This is a genomic window from Deltaproteobacteria bacterium, assembly GCA_019308905.1.
In the GTDB taxonomy this organism is placed as follows: domain Bacteria; phylum Desulfobacterota; class BSN033; order WVXP01; family WVXP01; genus JAFDHF01.
The window spans coordinates 16,760-41,360 of sequence record JAFDHF010000015.1 but is presented as its reverse complement, the minus strand read 5'-3'; the positions used below and the strand labels follow the sequence as shown (position 1 = coordinate 41,360).

Below are 24,601 nucleotides of genomic sequence, written 5' to 3'. Positions count from 1 at the left end.
AGTGGCCTATAGCCTTTTCAAATAAAGACCGCTTCGTTGCCAACGACATGAGGGTATCCTAGAAGAGCCGTTTTGGTTATCAACCTCCAGATACCCCTCTCGTTCTTGTTGTCCTCCAGGACTTCCCGTCCTCTGGGAGATTCAAAATCATTTAGGGTCGCTTCCCAATCTCGCCAGCACAGTTCTGTGAAACGGACGAACCCGTGATCTAATCCGAGGCCATCGGCCGGGGTGCAGGTAACATACCGCACGAGGTTGAAGTTTCTGGCCGCAACGAGGGTATGATGGTTCAAATACCAATCTTCACCTTTCTCCAGGCCCAACTCATTTAGGTAGTTAAAAGCCCAAAGAGTCTTCACATGCGGCTTCCCGTTGAGCTCATTCATGGTCATCTGAAAATTCCCGGTCATTTCGGGATGCAGTACGTTTATCTCTTTCTCGAGCACGGCACGCCTCAAATTGACTATCCGTGGTCCCCTTTTTGGGTCATTCACGTCTTCAGCCAGGTCTCTTCTCTCGTCAGAGGCCTGAGCTATTTCGAAAGATTTCCTATCCGGCCACCAGAGCTCCTCCATACGCTGAAACTGAGGGGCAGGGAAGAAATCGTTCTCAGGGAGATAGAGGGCTCGGTAACTCACATACTTGATCAGATGGGGCAGCTTCTTGGCCAATCGAGAGTGCTGCTCAAAAAACCACCTATCGGTTTCTTCATAGGGTATCGTCTTTGAAAAATCGAAAAAAGATATCTCTTTTATCATTTTTCGGCCTCCCCCCTTTGGGAGTTGAAATCTGTAAGTCCTAACTCCGTTTTGCCTGCACTTTTTTCTTTGGCTCGAAGCACATCGGTGATAAGTTCTGCAGCTTTCTTCAGGTCAAGTGTGAGCCACTTGGTCACCTTTTTCGGATCCCTTTCACGCATACCCTGCAATATTCCTTCATGGTAATGAATTTTGAGGGTCTTGTAGTTCGGCATTTCCGATACATAGATGTGAAGATATGGGCTGAGTCTTCTCCAGAGAGAGTTAATGATCTCTTGAAGGAGCGGCATGTTTGCCTTTTGATATATTGTGTGGTGAAAAAGTTTGTTTTTTTCCAGGAACTCTTCCGGGCTCTTTGCCGATTTCACTCCTTCCATGAGTTGTTCAAGTTCTCTTATTGTTTCGTCTGGGCAATTTTTGACCGCCTTCGTGGCTGCCATGCCCTCCAATTTCAGACGAATCTCGAGGAGTTCGCTCAGATCGGCTACGGAAAGCTCATTTATCATGATTCGTCGGTTTTTGCGGACAGAAACAAACCCGCCGGCCTGCAGCTTCTTCAAGGCTTCACGAACGGGCATTAGGCTCACTCCAAATTGCTCGGCCAGCTGGGTTGTCGTGATCTGCGCTCCCGGAGGCAGTTTAGCCGAGACAATGGCGTTCAGCAGTTCCTTGTAGACTGTTTCATTTATGGTTAGAACATTGAGACGGCCTAAATCGGGATGCATTCGAGACACTATCCATTCTAGATTATTTGACGATTTTATATATTTGATCAAAAATAATATATTGTCAACTCCAGTGGATGGCGATATGGGCTTATCTTCCGCCGGACGTGACAAGAACGGATGCCAGAGCGTTTTGTTTTTTCCAATATCAGCGAATGCCGCGACGAAACTTTGTCTTACAGCTGATTTCTATCTCTCCAAGGTGATAAAGACACTGATCTCCGACGAACTTTCGGCTGGATTCGCATTTTTCGTTTGATTCCTCCAGACGTTCCGCATCCGAATCGCGGTGCAATGAGAGTGGTTTCGAGGCGGCTGAGAATGAGGATTTTGAAAATTCGCCGTTGATTCCCCCGGGCTTCTCCATTGCTGGAAATGAAGCGGTTGGTTGGCCCGTGTCTGGAGCGCCTGAAAATGGCTTGACTTGCCAAGGCAATTTGCTAATATTGGGCTGAAAGGTATGGACGGCGAGCCGATTTCGGGGGGTTTTGAGGAGGATAGAAATGACCATCAGATTTCGATGTGAATGCGGCCGGGTGTTGATGGCCTCGGATGAGCAGGCCGGCATGGAGGGCCAGTGCCCGGCCTGCGGGCGGGTGGTTCAAATACCGGTGAAAGAGACACCGAGTCCCAAGGAGACAACGGGCGACCTCTCGGGGGAGGGTTCCAGGGGCCTGGAGCCCGGCCAGGAGGGGTCTGCAGGGATCGAGGAGTTGGGGGAGCCGGAGGAGCCCGGGGGAGAGGAACCAGAAGGCGAACGTGAAGAGAGAGGCTGGATAAGGTCGTCACGATTCGCCATGCTGGCGAGCATCATCGTGGTTGTGGTTGTTGCCCTTGTGGCCTTCATGGTGGTCAGGAAGGAGAGGGAGCCATCAGGAGGAGTCGCGACGATCGAGAAGAGCGAGCCCATTGCCGAGACGGATGTGGCTCTTGAGGGCGAACCCGTTGGAGCTCGACTGGAGGAGGAAGGAACGGAATCATTGAGCCAGGGAGAGACCGAATCGAGCCTCTCCTCCTCTGTGCAGGCAGAGCCGGGTGTCGGCATCTCCACCGAGGAGCCGGTCCCGGGGGAGACCGAAGCCCTCCCGTCCGAGCCAAAGAAACCGGTTGTCGCCAGCGTGAGACAGGAGACCGGCCCACCGGAGGCGGCCAAGCCGGAAGGTACCTTCACCATCAACATAGCCTCTTTCAGAAAGAGAGAGAGCGCGCTGCGCTATGTCAGGGAACTTAACAAGAAGGGCATCCATGCCTTCGACTGGGAAGTCGATCTACCTCAGAAGGGCAGGTGGTACCGGGTGTCGGTAGGTGGGTTCTCTTCCCGCCAGGAAGCTCAGAGCTACGCCGATGATCTGAAGAGGATGGGAATATCGGATATTTTCATCACCAGAGGGCCCGGGGCCTCATGACAGGTGGTGGAGCGGGATCTGCGGGTTTTCCCCCTGATGGATGCGGAGACATGGCATCGGATATGCAAAGAGCCAGTCACTGCTCATGGGGAGGCAAGAAAGGCGGGATGGAGATAAGAAGGGCGCTGACGATCCTGTGTGTGGGACTGCTGTTCGGGTGCGCCGGCACGCACCCTAGCGGTCATCTGGGGCCGTCTGAAGAGGCCGTGGGCTATTACAAAGAAGGCGTTTCTCTCAGCAAAGAGGGGAGGTCCGAAGAGGCTCTCTCACTCTTGAAGAAGGCCGTGCGCATCTATCCGGATTACGGCGATGCATACTACAATATGGGGATCCTCTATCTGGGCCAAGGTCAGCTTCAAGAGGCAGCTGAGGCGTATACAAGAGCCATAGAGATCAATCCAGGGGATGCGGCTGCTCACATGAACCTGGGGAACATCTACATGCGGCAGGGCCGGCTGAGCGCTGCGATTCATGAACTCGAAGAGGCTGTGAAGCTCGATCCAGCTTACGGGCTGGCCCACCACAACCTGGCGCTGGCATACTACCTTGCCAGAATGTACCACAGGGCGTGGGACCATCTGGATCGGTTGGAGCGTCTGGGGATCCCCCCTGATCCGTCTCTGAGGGACGCAGTGGCTGGTGCACTCCACCCGGGCGGGGGCGGTCCGGGAGATAAGGAATAGCTCTTATCATCGGGAGCTTTGCCGTGATCAATCTCGACATCAAGAATGCCACGGAAACACTCAACATTCTGAGGTCCAAGAGGGGCTACACCCCTCCTTTCGAGATCATCGACCGGTATCGATTGATCGACACGGGGGACTGCCCTGAGGCCACCGTGATGCTGCGAGCCCGGGGAAGGGAGATGCATGAAGCAGACACGGGCGTAGGACCGGTTGACGCTCTGGCTAAGGTCCTGAAGAAATCGCTGAAGAGCATATTCCCGGTCATCAAACGGGTCAGACTCGTTGATTACAAGTCACGGATTTTTGATTCCAAGACGGGTACTGCAGCCAAGGTGGAGGTGGAGATCATATTCAGCGATACCAGGGAAGTCTGGCGGGTGACAGCATTTTCTGAGAATATCAACAAGGCCTCCTTTCTGGCCCTGATCGACGGATTCGAGTACGCGATTCTTAGCTCTCAGCAGGAAAGCTCTCGAGAGGAAAAACCATCAGGCCGACCTGCATGACGCGATTCGGCTCTGTTTTCGTATTCTGGGTTGTCAATCCGATGCGGTTGCGTAGATCCTGTCTCGTTTCAGAACCTTCACGACCACCTTCCGCTCCATGAATCCCGTCTGCTTCTTATACTCCTGAGCCATCTTTCGGGCGATTCTCCGGACGCGTTCCTTGGAGGCGTATTTGTCAGGCGGGAGGCGGACCCAGATCTGCCAATCGGACTTGAACTCGATATAGGTGACCGGGATCTCATCGAGGGCCCAGTTTTGGAATTCAATCTGCCTCTCCTCGAAATCGGGTGGCTTACCTACGAATTTGAGGAGATTTCTGAAGATCCAGGTCTCGCTCACGCCGGAATCCACACCTCCCTTGGTTTTGTGGATCCTGACCCGTTCGAGGGTCTCCTTTCCGATTTCCACCTGGACCCAGAGACCCTTGACCTTCAGGACAGGGAAACGATCCCCCTGCTTCACCCTTGCCACGATTTCGTACCCTGTGCCGGGGCCGCTTCGTACGTTGACAACCGGATGGCTCACGATGACGTCCTGGCAGAGGCCCGTACCGTACCCTGAAAGAATAGTGAGCAGGAGCGTGAGGACGGGATATCTCGTTGCCGCCTTAGCGATCAATCTCTTCTTTCTCCCATGTCATGATCTTGAGCTGGGGCTCTACGATCGTTACATGACTTCCCGGAGGGACGGAACTTGTGAGCCAGACGTTTCCACCGATGATCGATCCGGCTCCGATGACCGTATCGCCTCCAAGGATCGTCGCCCCTGAATAGATGATGACGTTGTCCTCAATGGTGGGGTGCCGCTTGTATCCCCGCTTGAGGGAACCGTCCGGCTCTTTCAAGAAGCCGTGGGCTCCGAGAGTCACTCCCTGGTAGATCCGCACGTTGTTGCCGATTTCGGTGGTTTCTCCGATGACTACACCGGTGCCGTGATCGATGAAGAAGTGTTCTCCGATGACGGCCCCGGGGTGGATGTCGATTCCGGTGACGCTGTGGGCGTATTCGGTCATGATCCTGGGAAGAAGAGGAATGGACTGGACATAGAGTTCATGGGCGATTCGGTAGGTGGTAATCGCCATGATAGCAGGATAGCTGAATACGATTTCGTCGAGGCTCTTCGCAGCAGGATCTCCGTTGTAGGCGGCCCTCACATCCTTCGCAAGGGTCTTCCTGAGAGCAGGGATCTTCTCCAGAAACAGCAGAGCTTCAGCCTGACTCCTGTTCAGGCAATGGGTACAGATGAGGTCGGTTCTATGACACTCGTGCCGGATGGCCCTGGCGATCTGGTGGGAGAGTTTTTCGAATATCCTGTTCAGTTCACTTCCGATGTGATAGGGGAGGTAGTCGCGATCGATTTCCTGGTTGCCGAAGTATCCCGGGTAGAGGAGGTCTCTTATGTCGTCGATCAGTTCGATTACAGACCACTTGTCCGGGATGGCCACAGCAGCGATGTGGTCGATCGTATCCTCCTCCTGACAGCTTTCGACGATCCCTCTGACGATTCGAGGAAGACGGGCCTTGAAGTTCTCGGACGTTTCAAAAGGCGAGTAACACTCCTCTGTCCGTCCCTCCCGGGCTTTCTCTGTATCGGTCATGAATGGCTCCGCTGGAGTCGAGATAGATCCCTGTTGCCGCCTTCAAGTTTATGGATCTTTCTCCCTCTTTGTCAAGTTCGGCGCTGCCCATTAGGTTTGCGGCCACGTGACACCGGCGGCCACCGGTGATTGAAACCACTCCCGGTCTGTGCCATATAATATAGTCAGGATCTGTCGGAAGGGTTTGAGCTCTACGCTCCTTCGCGGGGAGAGGATCTGAAAGGGCGGCCGGGGGGCGTAGGCTCGGGCGTTGCTTGTTCCTCTCCGGTTCGGGAGGGACGACCTGGGGACGGAATCCGGGGAGGCTTTTGTGCCGTGATCAGGGAAACCTACCTTGCAGCGGTAAAAGACGCAGTCTCTCCGGGAGATACGGTATTCGATATCTCTCGGCTGGAAGAGGAGAAGGGAAGCGTAAGTCCTCTTGCGCCCAGCAGGGAGCTTCTGGAGGACTGGAATAGCGGGAGAATCGTGTGGAAGGTCTATGTGGAGAGATACTACCAGGAGCTGAGGGAGAGCAAGGCGGCGAACTCTCTTATCGCAGAGATTGCCGAGTTGGCGGCCCGAAAGGACGTCTGGCTCGTCGGGGAAGAAAAGGAATATCCCTGCCACCGGTTTCTGGTCAAACAGGTCATCGAAAGGATTCTGGTCGCCCGGGGCTTTCTCTCAGGACTGGAAGACTACAGCACCCACTACGATCTCTTCAAGAACCGTACGAGACCGGAGATACTGGCACTGACGAGGCGAAACAGTCAGGGGCCGGCCGGGACCCGCAGGCAGAAGCAAGCCCTTCTCCCCCTTCTTGGGCGTGAAACCGACGAGTGACGCAGTGGGCCCCGAAAGCACGGCCGGGGACCCGATCGTGTCAGGATGCCTCGGCTTTGTGGGAGTTCCTCTTGACGTAGTCGATGAACTCGGTCATGAGGTCTTCGACTACATCCGGGACGTTTTCGTATTCGATTCCCATGCCCTGACTCGGGTCTCCGGGCCGAGTCGACCATGCGACCCTTCCCTGGATGTTGCCTAGCTTGACCGGGATTCCAGTGAAAGAGAATTCCAACCAGATTGGTGTTCCCTCTGGCAGAAGCGAGTCGGTCTGGATGAAACACCCTCCTCTGCTCACGTTCCGTGTCACCGCTGAAAAGACCGCATTCACGTTCCGGTAGTTGACATGGACGCAAAAGCCGTAGCGGGGGTGTCGCCGCCTTTCGCCGGACCCTTGGTACGGTTTGTCTGCCATAGCAGACCCAGACAAAAGCAATTTCCCTGCCAAAGTTTCCAGGGGGCCGGACCTCGGGCGGTGTCGCCTCCTTCCCCCTGGGAACGTATTCCTGGGGAGAGGTGTGCCGGTCTCTTTTCGGGCCTGGAGAACCGGGCGGCCTGAGGCATGGAGGACGATTTGGAAAGCCTGGTTGCGATTATGTCCTGGTGCCTCTTTCGGTGGATTTCTTGCAAGGGAAGGGTGTCTTGACAGAGAGAGAGACTGTGATACTCTACTCCTGGATAGGATGGCGGAGAAGGGGGCTGGCAGAGAATGGAAAGGCTTTTCAGCACAAGAGACATCGAGAGACTCACCGGGCTCAAGCAGGGAAGGATTCGCTATTGGAAAAAGATCGGGCTTATCCGGCCGAGCGGCCGAGCCGGAAACGGACGCGACTGCTATACTTTTATGGATCTGGTCTGTTTCAGAACAGCCAAGGAGCTTTTGGATGAGGGGATCTCTCTGAAGAGGGTGACCTCCGGTCTGAAGAACCTGGAAAGGATTCTCCCCTCTGTAAAGCGACCCCTTGCCCACCTGAGGATTCGACCCGATGGAAAGGGGGGACTGGTGGTGAGCCAGAGAGGGGTCACCTTTGAGCCGGATGGACAGATGCTCTTGGATTTCTGTCACCAGGATCAGAGAGGTGGTCCGCAGATAAAGCCCTTCCCCCGCGGCTTGGGCCCACGCCATTGGTTCGAAAGGGGATGCAGCCTTGATTCGTCTGCCGGAACCCTGGACCGGGCGATCGAAGCGTACAGGAAGGCTCTCGAGATTCGGCCCGATTTCCCCGATGCCCTGACCAATCTCGGCAACATTTACTACCATCAAGGAGAGAGCCAAAAGGCCAAGGAGTGTTACCAGAAAGCGATCCTTCTCGATCCCGGCCACGTGGCGGCGAATTTCAATTTGGGCAACCTCCTCGAAGAAGAGGGGAGTCTGCTTCCGGCTGTCTCCTACTATGAAAAGGCCCTTTCCGCGGATCCCCTCTTTGCCGATGCCCACTTCAACCTGGCACTTGTCTATGAGAAATTGCAGCTCAAGATGCGAGCCAGGCCGCACTGGAAGAGGTTTGTCGAACTCCGCCCAGATACAGAAGAGGCTGCCCTCGCCAGGAAGTTTCTCGACAACTAGTGTGAAGGTATCCGGTTCTTGCTCCTTTCCGTCTTCGATCCGCCTTGCCCATGCCTGACCATCGGGATCATCTCATGGAACCGGGAAGAGCGGATCAATGCAGAGGAGGTGAGAAGGATGAAATCCTGGAGAGAAGAGCTGTGGTTCAACACTCCATCGAGGAGGGATTACGTCAACATAACCTCAAAGGTGGAAAAGATCGTTGAGAAAAGCGGTGTAAGAGATGGGCTCTGTTTGGTCAATGCGATGCACATTACCGCCTCTGTATACATCAACGATGCGGAAAGCGGGTTGATTCACGACTACGACCGATGGCTGGAAGAACTGGCCCCCCATGAGCCCACCTCGCGGTACCGGCACAATCGGAGCGGTGAGGATAACGGCGATGCCCACCTCAAGCGTCAGATTATGGGACGGGAGGTTGTGGTGGCTGTGACGGACGGGAGGCTCGATCTCGGACCGTGGGAACAGATTTTCTACGGCGAGTTCGACGGGGGCAGAAGAAAACGAGTGCTGGTCAAGATCATCGGAGAGTGATCGAGTCCGAACCCGGCAGGTTGTAAGCCTCTCCCGGGTCTTTCTCGACCGGCTATGGGAGGGATGCCCCCAGGGGGCAGGCAGGGGGGGCGTGGGCCTCTTCTCCTCCCTGCCCTCGGGGCTTTACGAAAAGGCTACCGGGCGGGCGTGAAGATCCAATCGTTTCCCTGCTGCACTCGATGGCAATCGATGCAGCCTTTCAACTTGCCGGAAGCCATGGCTTGGCCCTTGGGACCGTACTTGGCCCACCACCAGTCACCCGCCTCGGAGTTGTATCCCTTCATCTTGAACATGGGGGTAACGGCCATCAGGGTCTTCTTGTCCTTCCCGTAGTTCTCCTTGACCAGGATGGCTCCGTCCGGCATGGGCCTTCCCTCCCTGGCTGCCTTCAGGGCAGGGCCGTTGGCATAGATTTTCACATACGCCCCGTGAGGGCTCTTGCCCGGATAGATCCCGTAATGGCCGGGCCAGTAACCCCATCCCGCGTAGGGATCGGTCTCGGTGATGTGGGTCCAGAATTTGGAAGCATACTCCTCCCCTGCGCCCGACAACGCCGCAAAGGCAACCAGGGCAACAGAGACCAGAACGGCAGCCGTGAGACTCTTTTTCATGGGTCCACCTCCTGTGGTTTGAATCGACATTGGTACTCGATACGGGCAGAGACGATCTTTCCGATATTCCCCTTCCTCCCGAGGGGTCCCTCGGCTCTTACGAAGAGCCTTAGTTTAGCATCGCTTTCCGGCAGGGAGGAGTAAATGGGGTGAAGAGTGTATTCGTGTGGTAGAAAGGGTGTATTTGCTCCCTTTGGGTGGCGGGCCACGGAGGTGCCTCGGGCGTGGACGGGGGAGCCGAGCGGGAAGGGGAGAGGTCGTGTTCGTGATTCGTGAGTCGTGTCCGCGAGGAAGGGGCAGGAACTGCCGGCCCGCGAAACCCGAGGGGCCACCACGTGAGCTCAGGAGGTAGGAAACAAGAGGTTCCCCTTGAGAATCGAGAAATATCGTCAGAAATCAAGACACCTTGGAACATGTGCCCCGAAAGGCGGGGGGACCCCTGCGTATTTGGCCCCTTGTCTGGTAGTGCGAAACCCTGTATAAGTATTATGAAGAGTCGGCCCTTGATTGGGTCTTGCCTTGCCGGGAGAGAGCCGGTGCCTCCGTAGCTCAACGGTAGAGCAACTGATTTGTAATCAGTAGGTTGGCGGTTCGAATCCGTCCGGGGGCTTGAGGTGGATACGGGGGTTGCGGGTTTTACCAGCAACCCCCGTTTTTCTCCGGCATGAACGGGAAGGCCTGCTCTGCCAGGGATTCAGGCGACTACCCGCCGTATTCTGTTGATCACTTCATCTGAAAGAGGTGGAGCCTCGCCCGCGACGGCGTTCTGGCGCACTTGGTTCTCCGTCTTTGCTCCGGGAATCGCAACACTCACTGCCTCCTGTGCCAGGATATATTGGAGAGCCAGTTGAGCCAGTGATATTCCGAGGTCGGCGGCGATCGGCTTGAGCCTGTCCGTCTTGTCCACCCACTCGGCTATCTTTTCGGGGGAGAGGGTGTGTGAGCGGTGGTCGTCCCGGCCGAAACGGGTCTCTTTCGTGAACTTCCCTGTAAGGAATCCATAGGCGAGGGGCACGCGCGAGATTATCGCCACCCGGGTCTGGACGGCCCTGGGAAAGAGCTCTCTTTCTGCTTCCCGCTCCAGGAGGTTGTAGTGTGTCTGGATCGAGTCTCCGAAACCGGCTTCGATCTGCTTCAACCCGTCCTCGGGTTTAGCCACCGAGATACCGTAGGCCCGCAGTTTCCCCTGTTCGATCAGCCGGTCCAGGGCCTGGGCAGCAGAGAGAGCCTGCTCGAGCTGATCGTCCGTGCGCGGGGTGTGGAGCTGGTAGAGATCGATATAGTCGGTTCGGAGCCGCCTGAGAGACTCCTCGAATCTGCGAACCAGGAAGTCACCACGGAAGTCTTTACGCCACTCTCCGTTGGCGTCGGTGATATTGCCGCCTTTGGTGGCAATCACCACCTGCGATCTGCGTTTCGCGAAAGCCTCTGCAACGAGTTCCTCACTGTGTCCCCCCCCGTAAGCGTCGGCCGTATCATAGAAGTTGATCCCCGAGTCAAAAGCGGTCTGAAGAGCCCGAAGCGAATCCCCGTCGTCGACTCTTCCCCAACCGATCTGAGTCTTGCCAAGGGCCGCGGGTCCTCCTATGGCCCAGCAACCGAAACCGATCTCGCTCACCCTGATACCGGTCTTCCCCAAGGTCCTGATTCTCATCATCATCCTCCAGCGTCCAGAAATGAAAAGGCCCCAGCCCTGCCGGCAGGTCGACCAACCGGCCCTGCAGCCCTGTTCGACTCCGCTCCGAATCCCGCGGCTTTCCGGTCTTGATGATTGATACTAATTCAATCCCGTCTCCTGGGTCAATAGGTTCCTTTCACGGAGCTTCCTCACTTTCGGAGAACCCCATTGTTCACCTGCGGCCTTGCCGAGGCCGCAGGGTACCTATCGAGTGCCGGCGGACGCCGTCCTGAGCGCGGCCGAAGGGAAGGGCAGAGGAGGGGTCTCCTGTCAAAAAGAGACGACTCGACGGTTGGCTAGTTGCAAGAAGTCTCGATCAACAGATGAGGCAACCCCAGCTTCTTTTCAACGAGTTACCCTGAATGGGGCTCCTGGCTCGGAGCCCATTGACAGGCCGGTCCATATTAGTATATTAGTAATTACTAAATTAGGAGACGGGAGTTGAAGGACGTTGAGAAACTCGTTCGGCTCTTTAAGGCCCTCTCTGTGGACACGAGGGTCAGGATCGTGGCTCTGCTGAGGGAGCGAGCCCTGTGCGTTGGTGCGCTCTCGGCCAGATTGAAGGTCACCCAGGGAGCGGTTTCCCAACACTTGAGGGTGCTTCGGGAGGCGGGACTGGTTCTGCCTGAGAAGAGGGGCTACTACGTCCATTACCGTTTGAACAAGAAGGCCCTTTACAGGTGGAGAGAGGCGGTTGAGCGGCTCCTCGAAGGGGAGGAGGAGACGGCATGCCCTCCTTTTTTGCATGAGGCCCGGAGGGGATCGAAGCGGAGATCCGGTATGGAGAAGAAATGGAAGTAGGAGACAGAGACGAGAGTATCATCGAGGTGAGGGGCTTGTCCAAGCTGTACGGGGAGGTCCGTGCCCTGGAAGATGTCGGCTTCGCGGTGAGGAAAGGAGAGGTTTTCGGGTATCTCGGTCCCAACGGGGCGGGTAAGACGACCACCGTCAACATACTGTGCGGGCTTGTCGAGCGTGACGCCGGGGAGGTGAGGATCTACGGCCTCGACATCCGACGTGACCCTGTGGAGGTGAAGGAGCGCATCGGAGTGGTTCCCGAAGAATCCAATCTCTACCCAGAGCTTTCCTGCCGGAGGAACCTGGAGTACCTGGGCGAGTTGTACGGGCTTTCGCGAAGCTCCCGGCGGACAAGGGCCGGGGATTTGCTCGAGATCTTCGATCTCGCCGACAAGGGCTCGATCCCTTTCCGCTCCTTATCCCGGGGTATGAAGCGGCGTTTGACGGTGGCTGCAGCCCTGCTCCATCGGCCCCAGGTGATCTTCCTGGACGAGCCGACAGCGGGGCTCGACGTGCCAAGCGCCCGGGCCTTGCGCTCCCTTATTCAGAGGGTCAACAGAGAGGGGACCACGGTATTCCTGACCACCCACAACCTGGCCGAGGCCGAATCCCTCTGTAGCCGGGTCCTTATTCTCGTGAAGGGCCGGGTCATGGCTGAAGGGACTGCGGCCGAGATTCGGAGCCATGTGGAAAGGACCAAGGCGGTCTCGCTGGTCTTGTCGGGTCCTGTCGAGGAAGCCTCACTCCGCAAGGCATGCCCGGAGATCAAGGAGGCTTCCTTTACGGACGGTTCGTGGCGGCTTGAAGTGGCCGACATCCATGCCGCTGTGGCCCAGGTCGTGTCTTTTGCCGATCGGCAGGGGGTCAGAATCCTGGAGATCGGATCGAGCGTGCCGAGCTTTGAGGACGTCTTCATGAGGATCCTGAAAGAGAGTACCAGTGGAGGGGGGGCGAATCGGTGAATCAGTTGAGCAAAGCCGTCTCGATCAGCCTGAAGGACATTGAGAGCTACTACGGCAAACCACCCCTGATCACGTGGGGGCTCCTTTTCCCGGCTGTGCTGATGTTTGCCGTCTACGTAAAGGATCCGGCCACGTATCTGGCCGTGGCCCCTGGAATTATCGCCATGACCCTGCTTTTTGGAAATACATCAATGGCAGCCATCGTCGTAACCTTTGAGAAACGGTCCGGCACCTTGCAGAGGCTCCTGCTGGCGCCCGTCACCAACGGCACTATCGTCTTGGGCAAGGCTGCCAGTGCGGCGGCCTATGGCGTCGCCACCTCTCTTGTTATCACGTGGGGGCTTGCCTTTCTGCTCGGCATGAGAGTGGCCAATCCTCTGGTCTTCGGCGCCGGCCTCCTCCTCGGAGCAGGGATATTCTCCCTCATGGGGCTCATCGCATCTGTGATGGTGAGGGAGGTCTTTGAGGCGATGACCCTGATGAACTTCCTGAGATTCCCGATCCTCTTCATCAGTGGTGTCTTCATGCCCCTGGATCTCCTGCCGGCCTGGGTCCAACCCGTCGCCATGGCCTCACCCCTCACCTACGTGGTGGAGCTCCTCCGGTACGGCATCGAGGGACGGTCGTATTTTCAATCGCTATGGATACCCGTTGGAGCCGGGGTGGGGTTCTTGATCGGCACCTTGCTGGTAGCGGGGCCCCTGTTCGGGCGGTATGCAAACAGGTAGTTCGTCCGGCCCGGCCCCGGGTACGACAGAAGGGGGGAGAGGGTTCTCATGGTCTTCTTCTCAGGCAGCCCCTTCCTTGTCCGTGCCGGGCTTGTCTCCTCTCGGTTCGGAGCGGCGCTGTCTCGATCTGTTCTTGTCCCTGTACATCCTCTGGTCGACCAGGCGGACAAAGGCCTCTGTGTCGAAATCCTTCCGGAACTGTGCGACTCCCATGCTGAGGGTCATCCCACCCGGAGATTTCTCTTTGAAGTTCCTCCTTATTCGGTCCCCGATCGATCGGGCTATTTTCCCGTCTGCCTCGGGGAGGATGACGATGAACTCGTCTCCACCGTACCGACAGGGAGAGTCCACGTGTTCTCTGAGGGAGGATCGAAGAACCCGGGCCACGGTCTGGAGAAGGACATCCCCCTTCAGATGGCCGTATCGATCGTTGAATCTCTTGAATCCATCCACGTCGAACATGATCAAGGAGAGCACGCGGCCCTGCCTCTTTGCCCTTTCCATCTCCTGTCTCAGCTTCTGGTAGAAGAACCTCCGGTTGTAGAGACCCGTCAACTCGTCGGTGATGGAACTGAGGTAGAGTTTCTCTTTCAAGGCCTTTTCCCTTTCGATCTTGTAGAGCTTCGCGGCGAGCTGCTCCACGGTGAAGGGCTTGACCAGGTAATCACTGGCTCCTGACCGGACGATCCTGAGAGGGGAATATCTGTCCTGGTACCCCGTAATGATCAGGACGTCCGTGTCAGGATGCTCTCTCCTGATAAGCTCGAGCAGCTCCAGGCCGTTCATCTCGGGCATGGCGATGTCGAGGATGACGATGGGGAAGTGGGTTCGGTCTACAAGCTCGAGAGCGGCCCGGGCCGAATCGGTTTCGCTGCAGGAGTATCCCATCGATTCGACGATATCCCGGATGGTGCGCCGGACGAGCGGTTCGTCATCCACGACAAGGATCTTCTTTCCTGAATTCCCGTCTTTTTCCGAAGTTTCCATGATCCCCCGTGGGCGCCTTTCCCAGCCTGCCTTACTCCCCTGACCAGAGCGAAAAAGAAGGGCTCCCTCTCCAAAGTCACCCTGAGGAGCATGTTGGACTATTTGAGAGCCTCTTTCTTCGAAGCATAGAAATCGCGGTAGAGGCTGAGAGTTTCAAATGTGTCCTCTGCTATCAGCGGGCTTCCGTGGACGATGAGGTGGGCCATGTTTCGGCCTATGCCGGGGCCCATCATGAATCCCTGGCCGCACATGCCCACGGCAAGATACAGGCCCTCCGGTTCCCGCACCTTGTCGCATATTGGGAGGCCGTCCGGCGTCATGGGATAGAGTCCCCGCCATACGCGGCGTACCAGCATGTTCTTCAGGCGGGGCAGCAGACCGATCAACCGCCTGGCAACCACCGGCAGGAACTCGGAGGTCGGCTCCCGGTTGGTTCCACAGACGGGTTCAATGGGAGTGTAGCAGAAGATCAGGACCCCTTCATGATTCTGTGCAAAATAGAAGTTGGAGGTTTTGCCTTCCGGTCCTGGCCGGAGATCGACGACCAGGGGGCCTAAGAACTGTTCCATAGGTGCAGAGATGCCTGCTTCGTGACTGTCCGGCATGACGGGAACGTCGATTCCAGCCAGCTTCCCCACCTCCATTGCACTTGCCCCGGCCGCGTTCAGTACAACGGGGGCATTGTAGGTCTCCCTGTCTGTCGTGATGCCCTTCACCCGGCCCTTCTCGGTCACAAGGGCGACCGCCCTCTCCCCGAAACGATAGGCGCACCCTCGTTCTTTCGACAAACGGAACATTGCGTCTATCGCCAAAAGAGGCGAGACCTGGGCGTCGTCAGGTGAAAAGGTACCCCCCATCAGTCCCTCTGCCCTGATACCGGGTACGACGTCTTCGATCTCCTCCGGGTCGAGCCAATCGATTTTGAGGCCGTAGGATTTCTGAATCGGGAGGAGGCCTTTGAGGGTGTTTTCCTCTTTGTGGGTGTATGCGGGGAAACAGTATCCTCCTTTCTTCCATCCTATATCGTGGCCGTACGTCTCCTCCCACTCGCCAAAGATGCGGAGGCTCTCCTGGCAGAGAAGGATCTTTGCCGCATCCGAGTGGGTGGCCCGGACTCCTCCAATGGCTGCCTTGTTCTGCCCCTGGCCTACCGACGGGTTCGCCTCGACAACCAGGACCCTGAGGCCCTCAAAGGTGAGAAAGAGTGCTGCGGGAACACCTACACTTCCCCCGCCGATGATGATCGCGTCGTAGTTCCTGTTCACCCCTGGTTTCTCTCTCTCCTGGTGTTCGCCCTTTTTTCCGATCTGAGCTTCACTCCTGCAAAAACCCCGAGGGGGACTTCCGTTTCAGGCGGTCGGTGGACCGGCAGGGTCACCTCTTTCAAGTCTATGCCCTCTTCGCGGAAGAGTCGAAGGATAAGTTCCGTGCACGTCTTGCCGCCACAGGCTCCCATTCCGGTACGGAGAGCGGCCTTGATCTGGTTCATGTCGCGATACCCCGCCCGGATCAATGCGAGAATCTCCCCCTTGGTCACCCTTTCACACCGGCAGATAATGGTATCTTCCTCTTGTTCCGGGGGATCGGCCTTTTCGGGTTCGACCGTTTCTCTGAGCCGAACCCCTGCGACCCTGAGGCGATCTTCAAAGGGTACCTCGAGAAGCATCAATCTCCTGCGATCCTGGGAGGGCGCGTCCCGGAAGGCGACGACCCTTCCCGCCCCTACGGGCTCCCCCTCCATCCCTACGGTCCTCACCTCGTCCTCCACGTTGACGGTTCCAGAGGGCATTTCAAAGGGTAGGGTTAGGAGGGCCCGTCTGCGAGCCGGGTCGTAACGCTCGTCCACAAGGACGATCGCCAACCCCGGGCACGCAAGAACACACTGGGCACATCCCAGGCAGGCGTCACCGGTAAATGAGGGGACCCCTGTAAGTGTTCCCTCCTCGATCCTGATGGCGTGTTTGGGACAGGCCTCCGTACAGGGATTGCACGGTATCTCCTGGGTGCAACGTATCAACGGGTAGACCGAGCCTGGAAGGGTGCGGATCTTCAACTCCTTCTCCACCCCCGGTTTGCTCCGCAGGATGGTGAGGATCTCATCCCACTCCCTGGGGATCAGACAGGGCCTGTCGAGTTCCCTGGCGATTCTCCTTCCCTGGATCCGGCCGCTGAACATGGCTGCACTCGCCTCGGCGATCTCTTCCGCGTCTCCGGCGGCCCATACCCTGTATCCATACTCCTTTGCCTTGGTGTAGATCTCGTTGACGGGTGAGAGACCCACGGCGATCAGGAGGGTATCCACCGGGAAAGACCTCTCGGTTTGGGCGATCGGTCGAAAGGACTCGTCTATCCTGCAGATGGTCACCCTTTCGACCTTTCCGTCTCCTTCTGCCCGGAGGATCGTGTGGGACGTGAAGATGGGAACGCCGAGCCTCTTCAATTTGTCCAGGTGGACCTTGTATCCCCCGCACCGGGGGAGGGCCTCGACCAGCCCTACCACGTCGATACCTGCCTGGAGGGCGTGATAGCCTGCGATAAGGCCCACGTTCCCCCCGCCGCATATGAAGAGCCGGTCGGTGGGACGGACGAGATCCCGGTTGACAAGAGTCTGAAAGGCACCGGCCCCATACACTCCCGGCAGGTCGCAACCCGGAAAGGCCAGGGCTTTCTCCCGTGCTCCTGCGGTTACGAGCAAGGCCTCCGGCTTGACCAGGACATACTCGCCCTGTTTCACAACACCGAGCTTTCCATCACAGAAGACCCCCACCACCGGAGAGTCGAGCCAGACCTCCACGAGATCTCGGCCTTCTTCACTCAACCGGTCCGCGAGGAGGGTGGAGATATCGATACCCCGCGTTCCTGCATAACAATCCCTTCTGGAACCGAAGAAGTTGTGGGTCTGAAGGGTGAGCTTTCCGCCCAGTCTCTGTTTGTCGTCTGCAAGGATGGCGGGGACCCCGAATTTGGCGAGTTCTATGGCGGCGGAAAGCCCGGCAGGTCCGCCGCCGACGATGAGGACAGGCACCTCCACGGTGGGTACATCGGCCATTTCCGGCAGCGTGTCGTCCCGGGGGTTCTCTGGACTCCCCTCGCACCTCTGGACCACCATTCCCGGTTTGACCACGGTCATGCAGGCTTTGACCGGCAATCCGTCGGCGATGACCATGCACTGGGAGCACTGCCCGTTTGCACAGTAGATACCCTGAGGCGCTCCGTCCCGGGGGTGACGGCCGAATACCCGGATTCCATGGGCGAACAGGGCCGAGGAGATGACCTCGCCGTGTCTTGCCGTGATGGGGCGCCCGTCGAACACAAATGGGACGTCCCTCCCCTCGGGAATCGGCAGAATCGGGTGTTTTTCTATCCTTCCCATGCCTGTCAATGCAGCCGTGACGCAAGGAGACCAAGGAGATCCTTGACCTCCACAAAGACCTGGCGCCAGGCCTCGGGACGCGTGGCACAGCGGAAATGCAGGATACACTCCCAGCAGGTCGTGACAAGGGACTGAGCACCGGCTGCAGCGGCCTCTCTGAGCCGGTTGACCTGAATCAGTTTGGAATACCCCCTGCAGTTGGTCCAGCAGGATGTTCCGCAACAGAGGGAAAACTCCCTCGTGTTTTCCATTTCAACGAGTTCCAGGCCCGGCACGGCAGAGAGGATCTGCCGGGGTGGCTCGTAGACACCCATGCCGCGGCCCAACCGGCAGGGGTCATGATAGGTCACCCGCTCCTGCCATTCTCCAAACTCCAGCCCTGACAGGCGGCTCGCGAGGATCTCGGTGATGTGAAACACCTCGAAGTCCAGCCCGCCGCAATACTCCCCGTAGCTTTCGGCCAGGGTGTAGTAGTCCTCCGGTGAGGAGACGATCACAACCTTGGCCCCGGACCGCTTGATGGCCTGGAGATTCTGTTCCGCCAGGGTCCGGAACAGCTCGGCTTCGCCGGTCCATAGGAGGTCGTGTCCGGAAAACCGTTCGTCTTCGAGGACGATCGGCTCGATCCCCACCCTGTTGAGCAGGCCGATGGCCGCACGTGCAGAATCCAGCGGTGTTGGTCTCAGGTCCGGCATCACTGCTGCGAAAAAGGGAGCGCCTCCCACCCAATAGAGATACTCCCCTCCCTTCGACCTGACCCTCAGGGGCGGGGCGATCCAGTCGGTCCGGCTGGGTTTCAATCCGGTTCTGGCGTTCAACCGTTGTGCGGTGATGAGAATGCCCCCATGGGTTTCTGTCCCGCGAAATCCCGCCTTCACTGCCATCTGCCGCACATCACGTACAAACCGGGACATGTCCACCTGCCCCCTCGTGATCTCCCGGCAGAGGTGACAGGTGAGGCACTCCCAGACAAGAGGGCTCCGGATAAGCCCCGGCGGGTCCTTTTCCGAAAGGTTGGCGATTCTCTCAGGTGAAAATCCGGGATTGACCCTGGCCACGGGGCAGGCGGCGTTCAGCTTCTCCGCGTCTTTTCTTACAGCCTGGATGTTGCACTGACCGGCAAGGTCCTCTACACTAGTCAATTCGATCCACCCGTGAGATTGGTTCCCAGGCTCGAAATCTCAGAGATGAAATCCTCCACGAGCTCGGCCAGATCCAGGGCTCCTTCGATCGGGGCCTGGACGGTACGAAGGCGGCTGGTCTCTATCCCCAGGAGTGACAGGACCTGGCTGACACGCCGGAGGTTCTCCTCTGCCCTGGCTCTGCCGAACCCGTAGTGGCAGTCCTGCTCGGTGCAACCGATGACCAACACACCCTGGCTCCCCCTTTCGAATGCCCTCAGCACTTCTCCCCCTGTGATCCTTCCAGTACACATGACCTCGATCACTTCGGCCGTCCGTCTGGCACGTTCCAGTCTGAGCGCCGGGTTCCACCGGCACGCAAACACAACGACCGGCCGCCTCCCCTTGCTCTGCTCGATTTGGGCATGGACCAGGCGATCGATTCGGTCAGGGGTGAAGAGGTTTTGCCCCATCGCCCCGGAGGGGCAGACGGCCACGCAAGCCCCGCATCCGCGACACATCTCCTGGTCGACCCTGGCGGTGAAGACCCCGCCGCCCTGGTAGAGCACCCGTGCGGCCCGGTAACCGCAGGTCTCTTCGCACAAGCCGCAGCCCCTGCACCGTTCGGGATCGACCACGGCTGTGAAGACGGACATCTCGTGCGGCCGGGCTCGATATCGAACGGGCACACTGCCCCGGGTCGCAAGTTCTCGGTGCAGCCCCGGTGGCACCCGGACGAGTATTCCCGGCTGCTTCAGCCTCTCTGTTGGGACGAAAGGGGTGGATTCGAGAATCGCCTGTCTCCCCTCACAGAGGGCCAGGCATTCCGTACACTCCATGCAGAGCCCACACCGCATGCACCGCTCGGCTTCGGCTACCGCTTCTGTCTCTGTCAATCCCCTTTCTATCTCTTCAAAGGAGGTCCGTCTCTCCTCGGGGGAGAGCCGGGATCCTGAGATTCGGACGGTCCTTGGCGGGGGTGGAATCTCCAGGGTCAGTTCCTCCGTCTCTGGGGAGATTCTCTCTGAAGGCGATTCGAGGGGAAGCCCCCGGAGGTATCTGCCGATTGAGCGGGCCCCCCGGTGGCCGGAGGCGATGGCCTCCACCACGCTGGCCGGGCCTGTTATGGCATCGCCGCCCGCGAAGACGCCTTCACGGTCGGTGGCCATGGTGAGAGGGTCGGCCACAAGGAGATTCTTCCCCGAGATTCTCAATCCATGCCTCACGCCCAAGAAAGATCTGTCGAACTCCTGGCCGATCGCCGGGATGAGGGCATCGCAGGGGATGACAAACTCCGAGTGCTTGACCGGTACAGGCCGGGGGCGGCCGGTCTCGTCCCTCTTGCCGAGCCGCATCCGGACACACTCGACGCCCCTCAACCGTCCCCCCTCCACCACCAGCCTTACCGGGGCCGCGAGGAAGTCGATCTCGATGCCTTCCGCTTGGGCATCGGCCACCTCCTCTCTGTAGGCGGGCATTTCATCGCGGGATCGGCGGTAGACGATCCTTACCTCCCTGGTACCGAGACGGAGGGCCACCCGTGCCGCGTCCACTGCGGTATTTCCCCCGCCTACAACTACCAGTCTCTCCCCGGGCCTCTTTGCGCACCCGAAGGAGACGTCCCGTAGCAGGGCAGGCCAGTCCACCAGCCCATGGCGGACATCCCTCTCGCCTGGCACGCCCAGCCCCCGCGGTTTCTGGGCACCTGTTGCGATGAACACCGCATCAAAATCCCGGACTATATCATCGAATCCGACCCGTTCGCCCACCCGCTCGTTCAACCTGAGATCAACTCCCAATGCTTCGATAGCCCCGATCTCGGTTCTAAGAATCTCCCTGGGGAGGCGATAGGGTGGAATACCTACAGCCATCATACCACCGGCGACGGGCAGGGCTTCAAAAACGGTCGCCCTGTATCCCTCCCTTGCCAGGTCCGCGGCACAGGTGAGCCCTGCCGGACCGGCCCCTATCACGCCGACCCTGCCACGGTCTTTCTTCTGGGCCCTTAGCCGCGGCAGCAGGCCATGGCGTAGCTCGTAGTCGGCTATGAATCGTTTGAGGGCCGCGATCGACACCGGTGCATCGATCTCTCTCCTGCGGCATTCGTCCTCGCAGGGGTGGGGGCAGACCCTTCCGCAGATGCCCGGGAAAGGATTGGTCCGGCGTACTACTTCGAGGGCCTCGGCAAACCGTCCTGCGGCGATCAGGGATACATAGGCCTTAACGTTGGTTCCCAAGGGGCATTCCACAGAACAGGGAGAGGCCTTGATCGGCTCTACTCGAAAAGGCTTTCCTCCCTTTATGCGGATCGATTCTCCCATCCGGTCAGGCTTCCTGACGGTCCGAATCGGGTTTCACCGTCGGTTATGGGGCCGGCCACGGATCATGTGCCGTGGAAACGGCCTGCCTACTTTTCCTCCATGAACGGGTAGCGATAGTCCAGGGGGGGAACAAAATTCTCCTTTATGGCTCTCGGGCTCACCCACCGGAGCATGTTCCACAGGCTTCCGGCCTTGTCATTGGTCCCGCTTGCACGGCTGCCTCCAAAAGGCTGCTGGCCGACCACGGCCGCCGTCGGCTTGTCGTTGATGTAGAAGTTGCCTGCCGCGTTCACCAGGATCCTCTCGGCCTTTGCAAGGGCCCGGCGGTCCTGAGAAAAGACCGCTCCTGTCAGACCGTAAGGCGAGGTCTCGTCACAGAGACGCAGGGTCTCCTCGTACTTGTCATCCTCGTAGACGTAGACAGTGAGGAGGGGACCGAAGATTTCCTCCTCCATGGTGCGGAATCTGGGATTGGTGGTGACCGCGACAGTGGGCTCGATAAAGAATCCCCTGCTGTCGTCGCAGCCTCCTCCAAAGACGAGATCGGCTTCGCTGGATTTCTTGATCGACTCGATGTAACCGCTGATCTTGGCGAAAGCCCCGCGATCGATGACTGCGGTCATGAAGTTGGTGAAGTCCTCCACGTCTCCCATCTTCACGGTCTTCAGCTCACTGACCATGAAGTCCCTGAGATCCCCCCAGATGCTCCTGGGGATATAAGCCCTCGAGGCTGCAGAACACTTCTGGCCCTGGTATTCGAAGGCACCCCGAATGAGTGCCACGCCCAAGGCCTTCACGTCGGCGCTCGGGTGGGCGACAACGAAGTCCTTGCCTCCTGTTTCTCCAACGATTCTGGGATAGCATCTGTAGCCCTTGATATTCTCTCCCACCGTCTTCCACATGGCCCGGAAGGTCTCGGTGCTGCCGGTGAAGTGGATTCCGGCCAGGTGGGGCGAGGCGAGCACAAGGGGTCCGACTTGGCTGCCGGGCCCTGGCATGAAGTTTATCACACCTTCGGGGAGTCCGGCTTCCTGGAAGAGTCTCATGAGGTGATAGGCGGGGTAGACGGCATTGGAAGCCGGCTTCCAAAGGGAGACGTTACCGACCATGGCGGGAGAAGAGGGAAGGTTTCCTGCTATCGACACGAAGTTGAAGGGGGTCACGGCGAAGACGAATCCCTCCAAGGGGCGGTATTCCATCCGGTTCCACATTTCCCGGGGAGAGTATGGAGGCTGCTCTTCAAAGATCTGCATGGCATAGTAAGCGTTGAATCTGAAAAAGTCGATCAGTTCGCAGGCGGAGTCGATCTCGGCCTGGAAGACGGTCTTGCTCTGGCCGAGCATGGTCGCAGCGTTGAGAACCGCCCGCCACGGCCCGGAAAGAAGGTCGGCGGCTTTTAGAAAAACGGCGATTCGATCGTGCCAGTCCATGGCCGCCCAATCCTTTCGGGCCTTGATGGCAGCCTCGATGGCCATCTCCACCTCTTTCGGCCCTGCCTGATGAAAGGTTCCTATCACGGTCTTGTGGTCGTGGGGGAGGAGGCATTCGGCCACTCTCCCGGTCCTCACCTCCTTCCCTCCGATCAAGAGGGGAATCTCGATGTGCTGGTTTCTTAGTCGCGCCAGTGCGGCCTTGACCGCCTCCCGTTCGGGCGTGCCAGGAGCATAGGTCCCAACCGGCTCGTTCGGCGGCATGGGTATGGTGTATTTCGCGTTTGCCATGGCAAGCTCCTTTCCCTGGAATCTTTACACCCGGGTCGAGCCTTCCGGCTCCTTCCCGGCGAACCTCCCGGCAAGAGTCAGGAAGGGCGAGACTCGGATTCCATGAATCTGTTGAACCGTTTTACGTGCTCCTGGGCAAGAAGGCGGGCCTTTGTCGCCTGCCTCTCTTCCACAGCCTTAACGATCTCACATAGATCCTGGTAGTTCTCTTTCATGTTCTTCTCGCTCTTTGGCAGGTAGCGTTCGTAGTACTGGTTGATATTCTCATGGACCGTCTGCAGGACCGATTCGTATACCGGGTTCCTGGCTATCCGGGCGAGCTCGAGGTGCAGGGCATTGTCGACCTGGATAAACTCATCCCACTCGGAGACTCCCCCCTCAAGGTGGGCCTTTGCCTTTGCCAGCAGGTCTCTCAGATGCTCTATGTCTCTCTGTTCGGCCCTTTCCGCGGCAAGGCCGGTAACGATTCCCTCCACACCCTCTCGAAATTCGGCGAGGTCTCTAAGGGAGACCTTCTGGTATCTCAGCAGTAGGGCCAGACTTTCTGTCACCTGGCGGGTGGTTACGGCCTTCACGATGGGCCCGCCGCCGACGCCGGTCTTGATGGTGATGAGTCCTTTCTGCTCCAATACCCGCAGGGCCTCCCGAAGGGTCCCCCTGCTGGTCTTGAAGGCCTCCTTCAGTTCCCGCTCCCCTGGCAGCCTGTCCCCGGCCTTGAGCTTGCCCTGGAGGATGGCTTCCTGGATCTGATCGATTACGTTTTGGAAGGCCCGACTCTGCTTGGCCTGATGAAAGATCTGATCTGCCGGTTTCATAATGGTTAAACCATTATAATCCCGTCGCCGGTTTTGTCAACTCATGTCGAGTCGCGAGCGCCGGGCCGAAACTTTCCTTCGGATTTACCTACAGGCGGCGGGCCTCTTTCCTCAGGAGTGTCACGCGAGGAGCACCGGTTACCGGGTTCTGATCCACCAGGACCGGGGTTCCGTAGACCGCCTCTATGTTTGCCTTTGTGATTACCTCTCCGGGCTTTCCAAGGGCGAAAATGCTCCCCTCGTTGATGAGCAACACGGTCTTGGAGAATTCTGCTGCAAGGTTGATATCGTGGCTCACTATTACGACGGTGATCCTTCTCTCCAGGTTGAGGGTGGTTGTCAAGTCGTAGAAGGCGATCTGGTGGCGAATATCCATGTTTGCGGTGGGCTCGTCGAACAGGATGATGTCTGTCTGCTGGGCCAGGGCGCGGGCAATAAAGAGGCGCTGTTTCTCACCTCCGCTGAGTTGGTTGAAAGGCCTGTCGGAGATACGGATGGTATCGGTCGCCTCCATGGCCTTTGTGGCGATCTCAAAATCCCTCTTGCTCTCGAATTGAAGCCCCTTCAGATGGGGAGACCTCCCCATGAGTACCACTTCAAGCGCCATGAAGGGGAAGTTGATCTGCGTTTCCTGACTCACGACGGCGACCTTCTTGGATATCTCCTTTCTTCCCATCCTTTCCAGATCGACCCCGTCGATGATCACCCTTCCCTGCTGGGGCCGCATCAATCTGTAAAGGAGCTTCAGCAGGGTTGTCTTGCCCGTGCCGTTGGGGCCTACGATCCCGAGGAAGTCCCCCTTCTGGACCGAGAAACTGAGATTCCTCAGTACCCAATCCTCGTTGTACCGGTATGAGACGTTCTCCACCTCAATCATGGCCG

Annotated in this window: 24 protein-coding genes and 1 tRNA gene; 10 read left to right on the top strand and 15 right to left on the bottom strand. The window is 58.1% G+C overall.

Annotation, left to right across the window (positions count from 1 at the left end):
* Window positions 1-17: 17 nt before the first annotated feature.
* Together JRJ26_07265 and JRJ26_07260 are read right to left on the bottom strand one after the other, a co-directional pair.
* A complete protein-coding gene (locus JRJ26_07265; GenBank protein ID MBW2057280.1) occupies window positions 18-758 on the bottom strand; it encodes a hypothetical protein in 741 nt (246 codons plus the stop codon).
* On the bottom strand, window positions 755-1,483 hold the full coding sequence (locus JRJ26_07260) for a GntR family transcriptional regulator (GenBank protein MBW2057279.1): 729 nt from the start codon (window positions 1,481-1,483) through the stop codon (window positions 755-757). Before JRJ26_07260 ends, JRJ26_07265 begins: the two co-directional genes overlap by 4 nt.
* Window positions 1,484-1,986: 503 nt before the next feature.
* Here JRJ26_07260 and JRJ26_07255 point away from each other — a divergent pair.
* The 3 genes from JRJ26_07255 (at window position 1,987) to JRJ26_07245 (ending at window position 4,081) form a co-directional block, all read left to right on the top strand.
* A complete protein-coding gene (locus JRJ26_07255; GenBank protein ID MBW2057278.1) occupies window positions 1,987-2,889 on the top strand; it encodes an SPOR domain-containing protein in 903 nt (300 codons plus the stop codon).
* Window positions 2,890-2,996: 107 nt separating this feature from the next.
* Window positions 2,997-3,572, top strand: coding sequence for a tetratricopeptide repeat protein (locus tag JRJ26_07250; GenBank protein ID MBW2057277.1), 576 nt, complete (start codon window positions 2,997-2,999; stop codon window positions 3,570-3,572).
* A gap of 23 nt (window positions 3,573-3,595) precedes the next feature.
* Window positions 3,596-4,081: a hypothetical protein gene (locus tag JRJ26_07245; protein ID MBW2057276.1), complete on the top strand. Its 486-nt coding sequence runs from the start codon at window positions 3,596-3,598 to the stop codon at window positions 4,079-4,081.
* Window positions 4,082-4,114: 33 nt separating this feature from the next.
* Here the strand turns inward: JRJ26_07245 and JRJ26_07240 are convergent, their stop codons facing one another.
* On the bottom strand, window positions 4,115-4,699 hold the full coding sequence (locus tag JRJ26_07240; GenBank protein MBW2057275.1) for an SH3 domain-containing protein: 585 nt from the start codon (window positions 4,697-4,699) through the stop codon (window positions 4,115-4,117).
* Window positions 4,689-5,678, bottom strand: a complete 990-nt coding sequence (locus tag JRJ26_07235) for a serine acetyltransferase (protein ID MBW2057274.1) — start codon at window positions 5,676-5,678, stop codon at window positions 4,689-4,691. Before JRJ26_07235 ends, JRJ26_07240 begins: the two co-directional genes overlap by 11 nt.
* Before the next feature lie 315 nt (window positions 5,679-5,993).
* Between JRJ26_07235 and JRJ26_07230 the strand changes: the two genes are divergently transcribed.
* Window positions 5,994-6,500 (top strand): DUF488 family protein, encoded by a 507-nt coding sequence (locus JRJ26_07230; GenBank protein ID MBW2057273.1) that lies wholly within the window; start codon window positions 5,994-5,996, stop codon window positions 6,498-6,500.
* A gap of 40 nt (window positions 6,501-6,540) precedes the next feature.
* On the opposite strand, the gene JRJ26_07225 is transcribed toward JRJ26_07230, so the two are convergent.
* Window positions 6,541-6,915 carry a PilZ domain-containing protein gene (locus tag JRJ26_07225; GenBank protein ID MBW2057272.1) on the bottom strand — a complete coding sequence of 125 codons (375 nt, stop codon included), beginning with the start codon at window positions 6,913-6,915 and terminating at the stop codon, window positions 6,541-6,543.
* Between the two features lie 294 nt (window positions 6,916-7,209).
* On the opposite strand from JRJ26_07225, the gene JRJ26_07220 reads away from it, so the two are divergent.
* Together JRJ26_07220 and JRJ26_07215 are read left to right on the top strand one after the other, a co-directional pair.
* A complete protein-coding gene (locus tag JRJ26_07220; protein MBW2057271.1) occupies window positions 7,210-8,067 on the top strand; it encodes a tetratricopeptide repeat protein in 858 nt (285 codons plus the stop codon).
* A gap of 117 nt (window positions 8,068-8,184) precedes the next feature.
* Window positions 8,185-8,604, top strand: a complete 420-nt coding sequence (locus tag JRJ26_07215) for a YjbQ family protein (protein ID MBW2057270.1) — start codon at window positions 8,185-8,187, stop codon at window positions 8,602-8,604.
* A gap of 134 nt (window positions 8,605-8,738) precedes the next feature.
* Here JRJ26_07215 and JRJ26_07210 read toward each other — a convergent pair whose 3' ends face one another.
* Complete coding sequence (locus JRJ26_07210; GenBank protein MBW2057269.1) at window positions 8,739-9,215, bottom strand: cytochrome P460 family protein; 477 nt, start codon at window positions 9,213-9,215, stop codon at window positions 8,739-8,741.
* Between the two features lie 538 nt (window positions 9,216-9,753).
* On the opposite strand from JRJ26_07210, the gene JRJ26_07205 reads away from it, so the two are divergent.
* Window positions 9,754-9,825 (top strand) — tRNA-Thr (locus tag JRJ26_07205).
* A gap of 84 nt (window positions 9,826-9,909) precedes the next feature.
* Here the strand turns inward: JRJ26_07205 and JRJ26_07200 are convergent.
* Window positions 9,910-10,875, bottom strand: coding sequence for an aldo/keto reductase (locus JRJ26_07200; protein MBW2057268.1), 966 nt, complete (start codon window positions 10,873-10,875; stop codon window positions 9,910-9,912).
* 459 nt (window positions 10,876-11,334) lie between these two features.
* Between JRJ26_07200 and JRJ26_07195 the strand changes: the two genes are divergently transcribed.
* The 3 genes from JRJ26_07195 to JRJ26_07185 are packed head-to-tail and all read left to right on the top strand — an operon-like array spanning window position 11,335 to window position 13,381.
* Window positions 11,335-11,694, top strand: coding sequence for a winged helix-turn-helix transcriptional regulator (locus JRJ26_07195; protein ID MBW2057267.1), 360 nt, complete (start codon window positions 11,335-11,337; stop codon window positions 11,692-11,694).
* Window positions 11,685-12,653, top strand: a complete 969-nt coding sequence (locus JRJ26_07190) for an ABC transporter ATP-binding protein (protein MBW2057266.1) — start codon at window positions 11,685-11,687, stop codon at window positions 12,651-12,653. The genes JRJ26_07195 and JRJ26_07190 overlap by 10 nt, the downstream gene beginning before the upstream one ends.
* Window positions 12,650-13,381, top strand: coding sequence for an ABC transporter permease (locus tag JRJ26_07185; protein ID MBW2057265.1), 732 nt, complete (start codon window positions 12,650-12,652; stop codon window positions 13,379-13,381). The genes JRJ26_07190 and JRJ26_07185 overlap by 4 nt, the downstream gene beginning before the upstream one ends.
* Before the next feature lie 60 nt (window positions 13,382-13,441).
* Here JRJ26_07185 and JRJ26_07180 read toward each other — a convergent pair whose 3' ends face one another.
* The 8 genes from JRJ26_07180 to JRJ26_07145 all read right to left on the bottom strand — a co-directional run bounded on the left by JRJ26_07180 (window position 13,442) and on the right by JRJ26_07145 (window position 24,596).
* A complete protein-coding gene (locus JRJ26_07180; GenBank protein ID MBW2057264.1) occupies window positions 13,442-14,368 on the bottom strand; it encodes a diguanylate cyclase in 927 nt (308 codons plus the stop codon).
* 98 nt (window positions 14,369-14,466) lie between these two features.
* Complete coding sequence (locus JRJ26_07175; protein ID MBW2057263.1) at window positions 14,467-15,633, bottom strand: FAD-binding oxidoreductase; 1,167 nt, start codon at window positions 15,631-15,633, stop codon at window positions 14,467-14,469.
* Complete coding sequence (locus tag JRJ26_07170; protein MBW2057262.1) at window positions 15,630-17,741, bottom strand: FAD-dependent oxidoreductase; 2,112 nt, start codon at window positions 17,739-17,741, stop codon at window positions 15,630-15,632. The genes JRJ26_07175 and JRJ26_07170 overlap by 4 nt, the downstream gene beginning before the upstream one ends.
* Window positions 17,742-17,746: 5 nt before the next feature.
* Window positions 17,747-18,883 carry a (Fe-S)-binding protein gene (locus JRJ26_07165; protein MBW2057261.1) on the bottom strand — a complete coding sequence of 379 codons (1,137 nt, stop codon included), beginning with the start codon at window positions 18,881-18,883 and terminating at the stop codon, window positions 17,747-17,749.
* A complete protein-coding gene (locus tag JRJ26_07160) occupies window positions 18,880-21,183 on the bottom strand; it encodes an FAD-dependent oxidoreductase (protein MBW2057260.1) in 2,304 nt (767 codons plus the stop codon). The genes JRJ26_07165 and JRJ26_07160 overlap by 4 nt, the downstream gene beginning before the upstream one ends.
* Window positions 21,184-21,269: 86 nt before the next feature.
* Complete coding sequence (pruA, locus tag JRJ26_07155; protein ID MBW2057259.1) at window positions 21,270-22,904, bottom strand: L-glutamate gamma-semialdehyde dehydrogenase; 1,635 nt, start codon at window positions 22,902-22,904, stop codon at window positions 21,270-21,272.
* Window positions 22,905-22,981: 77 nt separating this feature from the next.
* Window positions 22,982-23,701, bottom strand: coding sequence for a FadR family transcriptional regulator (locus JRJ26_07150; protein ID MBW2057258.1), 720 nt, complete (start codon window positions 23,699-23,701; stop codon window positions 22,982-22,984).
* Window positions 23,702-23,807: 106 nt separating this feature from the next.
* Complete coding sequence (locus tag JRJ26_07145; protein MBW2057257.1) at window positions 23,808-24,596, bottom strand: ABC transporter ATP-binding protein; 789 nt, start codon at window positions 24,594-24,596, stop codon at window positions 23,808-23,810.
* Between the last annotated feature and the right edge of the window lie 5 nt (window positions 24,597-24,601).

Excerpts from the sequence above, each read along its gene's own strand:
- JRJ26_07265 (MBW2057280.1), bottom strand. The coding sequence starts at position 758 with ATGATAAAAGAGATATCTTTTTTCGATTTTTCAAAGACGATACCCTAT.
- JRJ26_07260 (MBW2057279.1), bottom strand. The coding sequence starts at position 1,483 with ATGCATCCCGATTTAGGCCGTCTCAATGTTCTAACCATAAATGAAACA.
- JRJ26_07255 (MBW2057278.1), top strand. The coding sequence starts at position 1,987 with ATGACCATCAGATTTCGATGTGAATGCGGCCGGGTGTTGATGGCCTCG.
- JRJ26_07250 (MBW2057277.1), top strand. The coding sequence starts at position 2,997 with ATGGAGATAAGAAGGGCGCTGACGATCCTGTGTGTGGGACTGCTGTTC.
- JRJ26_07235 (MBW2057274.1), bottom strand. The coding sequence starts at position 5,678 with ATGACCGATACAGAGAAAGCCCGGGAGGGACGGACAGAGGAGTGTTAC.
- JRJ26_07225 (MBW2057272.1), bottom strand. The coding sequence starts at position 6,915 with ATGGCAGACAAACCGTACCAAGGGTCCGGCGAAAGGCGGCGACACCCC.
- JRJ26_07220 (MBW2057271.1), top strand. The coding sequence starts at position 7,210 with ATGGAAAGGCTTTTCAGCACAAGAGACATCGAGAGACTCACCGGGCTC.
- JRJ26_07215 (MBW2057270.1), top strand. The coding sequence starts at position 8,185 with ATGAAATCCTGGAGAGAAGAGCTGTGGTTCAACACTCCATCGAGGAGG.
- JRJ26_07210 (MBW2057269.1), bottom strand. The coding sequence starts at position 9,215 with ATGAAAAAGAGTCTCACGGCTGCCGTTCTGGTCTCTGTTGCCCTGGTT.
- JRJ26_07200 (MBW2057268.1), bottom strand. The coding sequence starts at position 10,875 with ATGATGATGAGAATCAGGACCTTGGGGAAGACCGGTATCAGGGTGAGC.
- JRJ26_07190 (MBW2057266.1), top strand. The coding sequence starts at position 11,685 with ATGGAAGTAGGAGACAGAGACGAGAGTATCATCGAGGTGAGGGGCTTG.
- JRJ26_07180 (MBW2057264.1), bottom strand. The coding sequence starts at position 14,368 with ATGGAAACTTCGGAAAAAGACGGGAATTCAGGAAAGAAGATCCTTGTC.
- JRJ26_07170 (MBW2057262.1), bottom strand. The coding sequence starts at position 17,741 with ATGGGAAGGATAGAAAAACACCCGATTCTGCCGATTCCCGAGGGGAGG.
- JRJ26_07160 (MBW2057260.1), bottom strand. The coding sequence starts at position 21,183 with ATGGGAGAATCGATCCGCATAAAGGGAGGAAAGCCTTTTCGAGTAGAG.
- pruA (MBW2057259.1), bottom strand. The coding sequence starts at position 22,904 with ATGGCAAACGCGAAATACACCATACCCATGCCGCCGAACGAGCCGGTT.
- JRJ26_07145 (MBW2057257.1), bottom strand. The coding sequence starts at position 24,596 with ATGATTGAGGTGGAGAACGTCTCATACCGGTACAACGAGGATTGGGTA.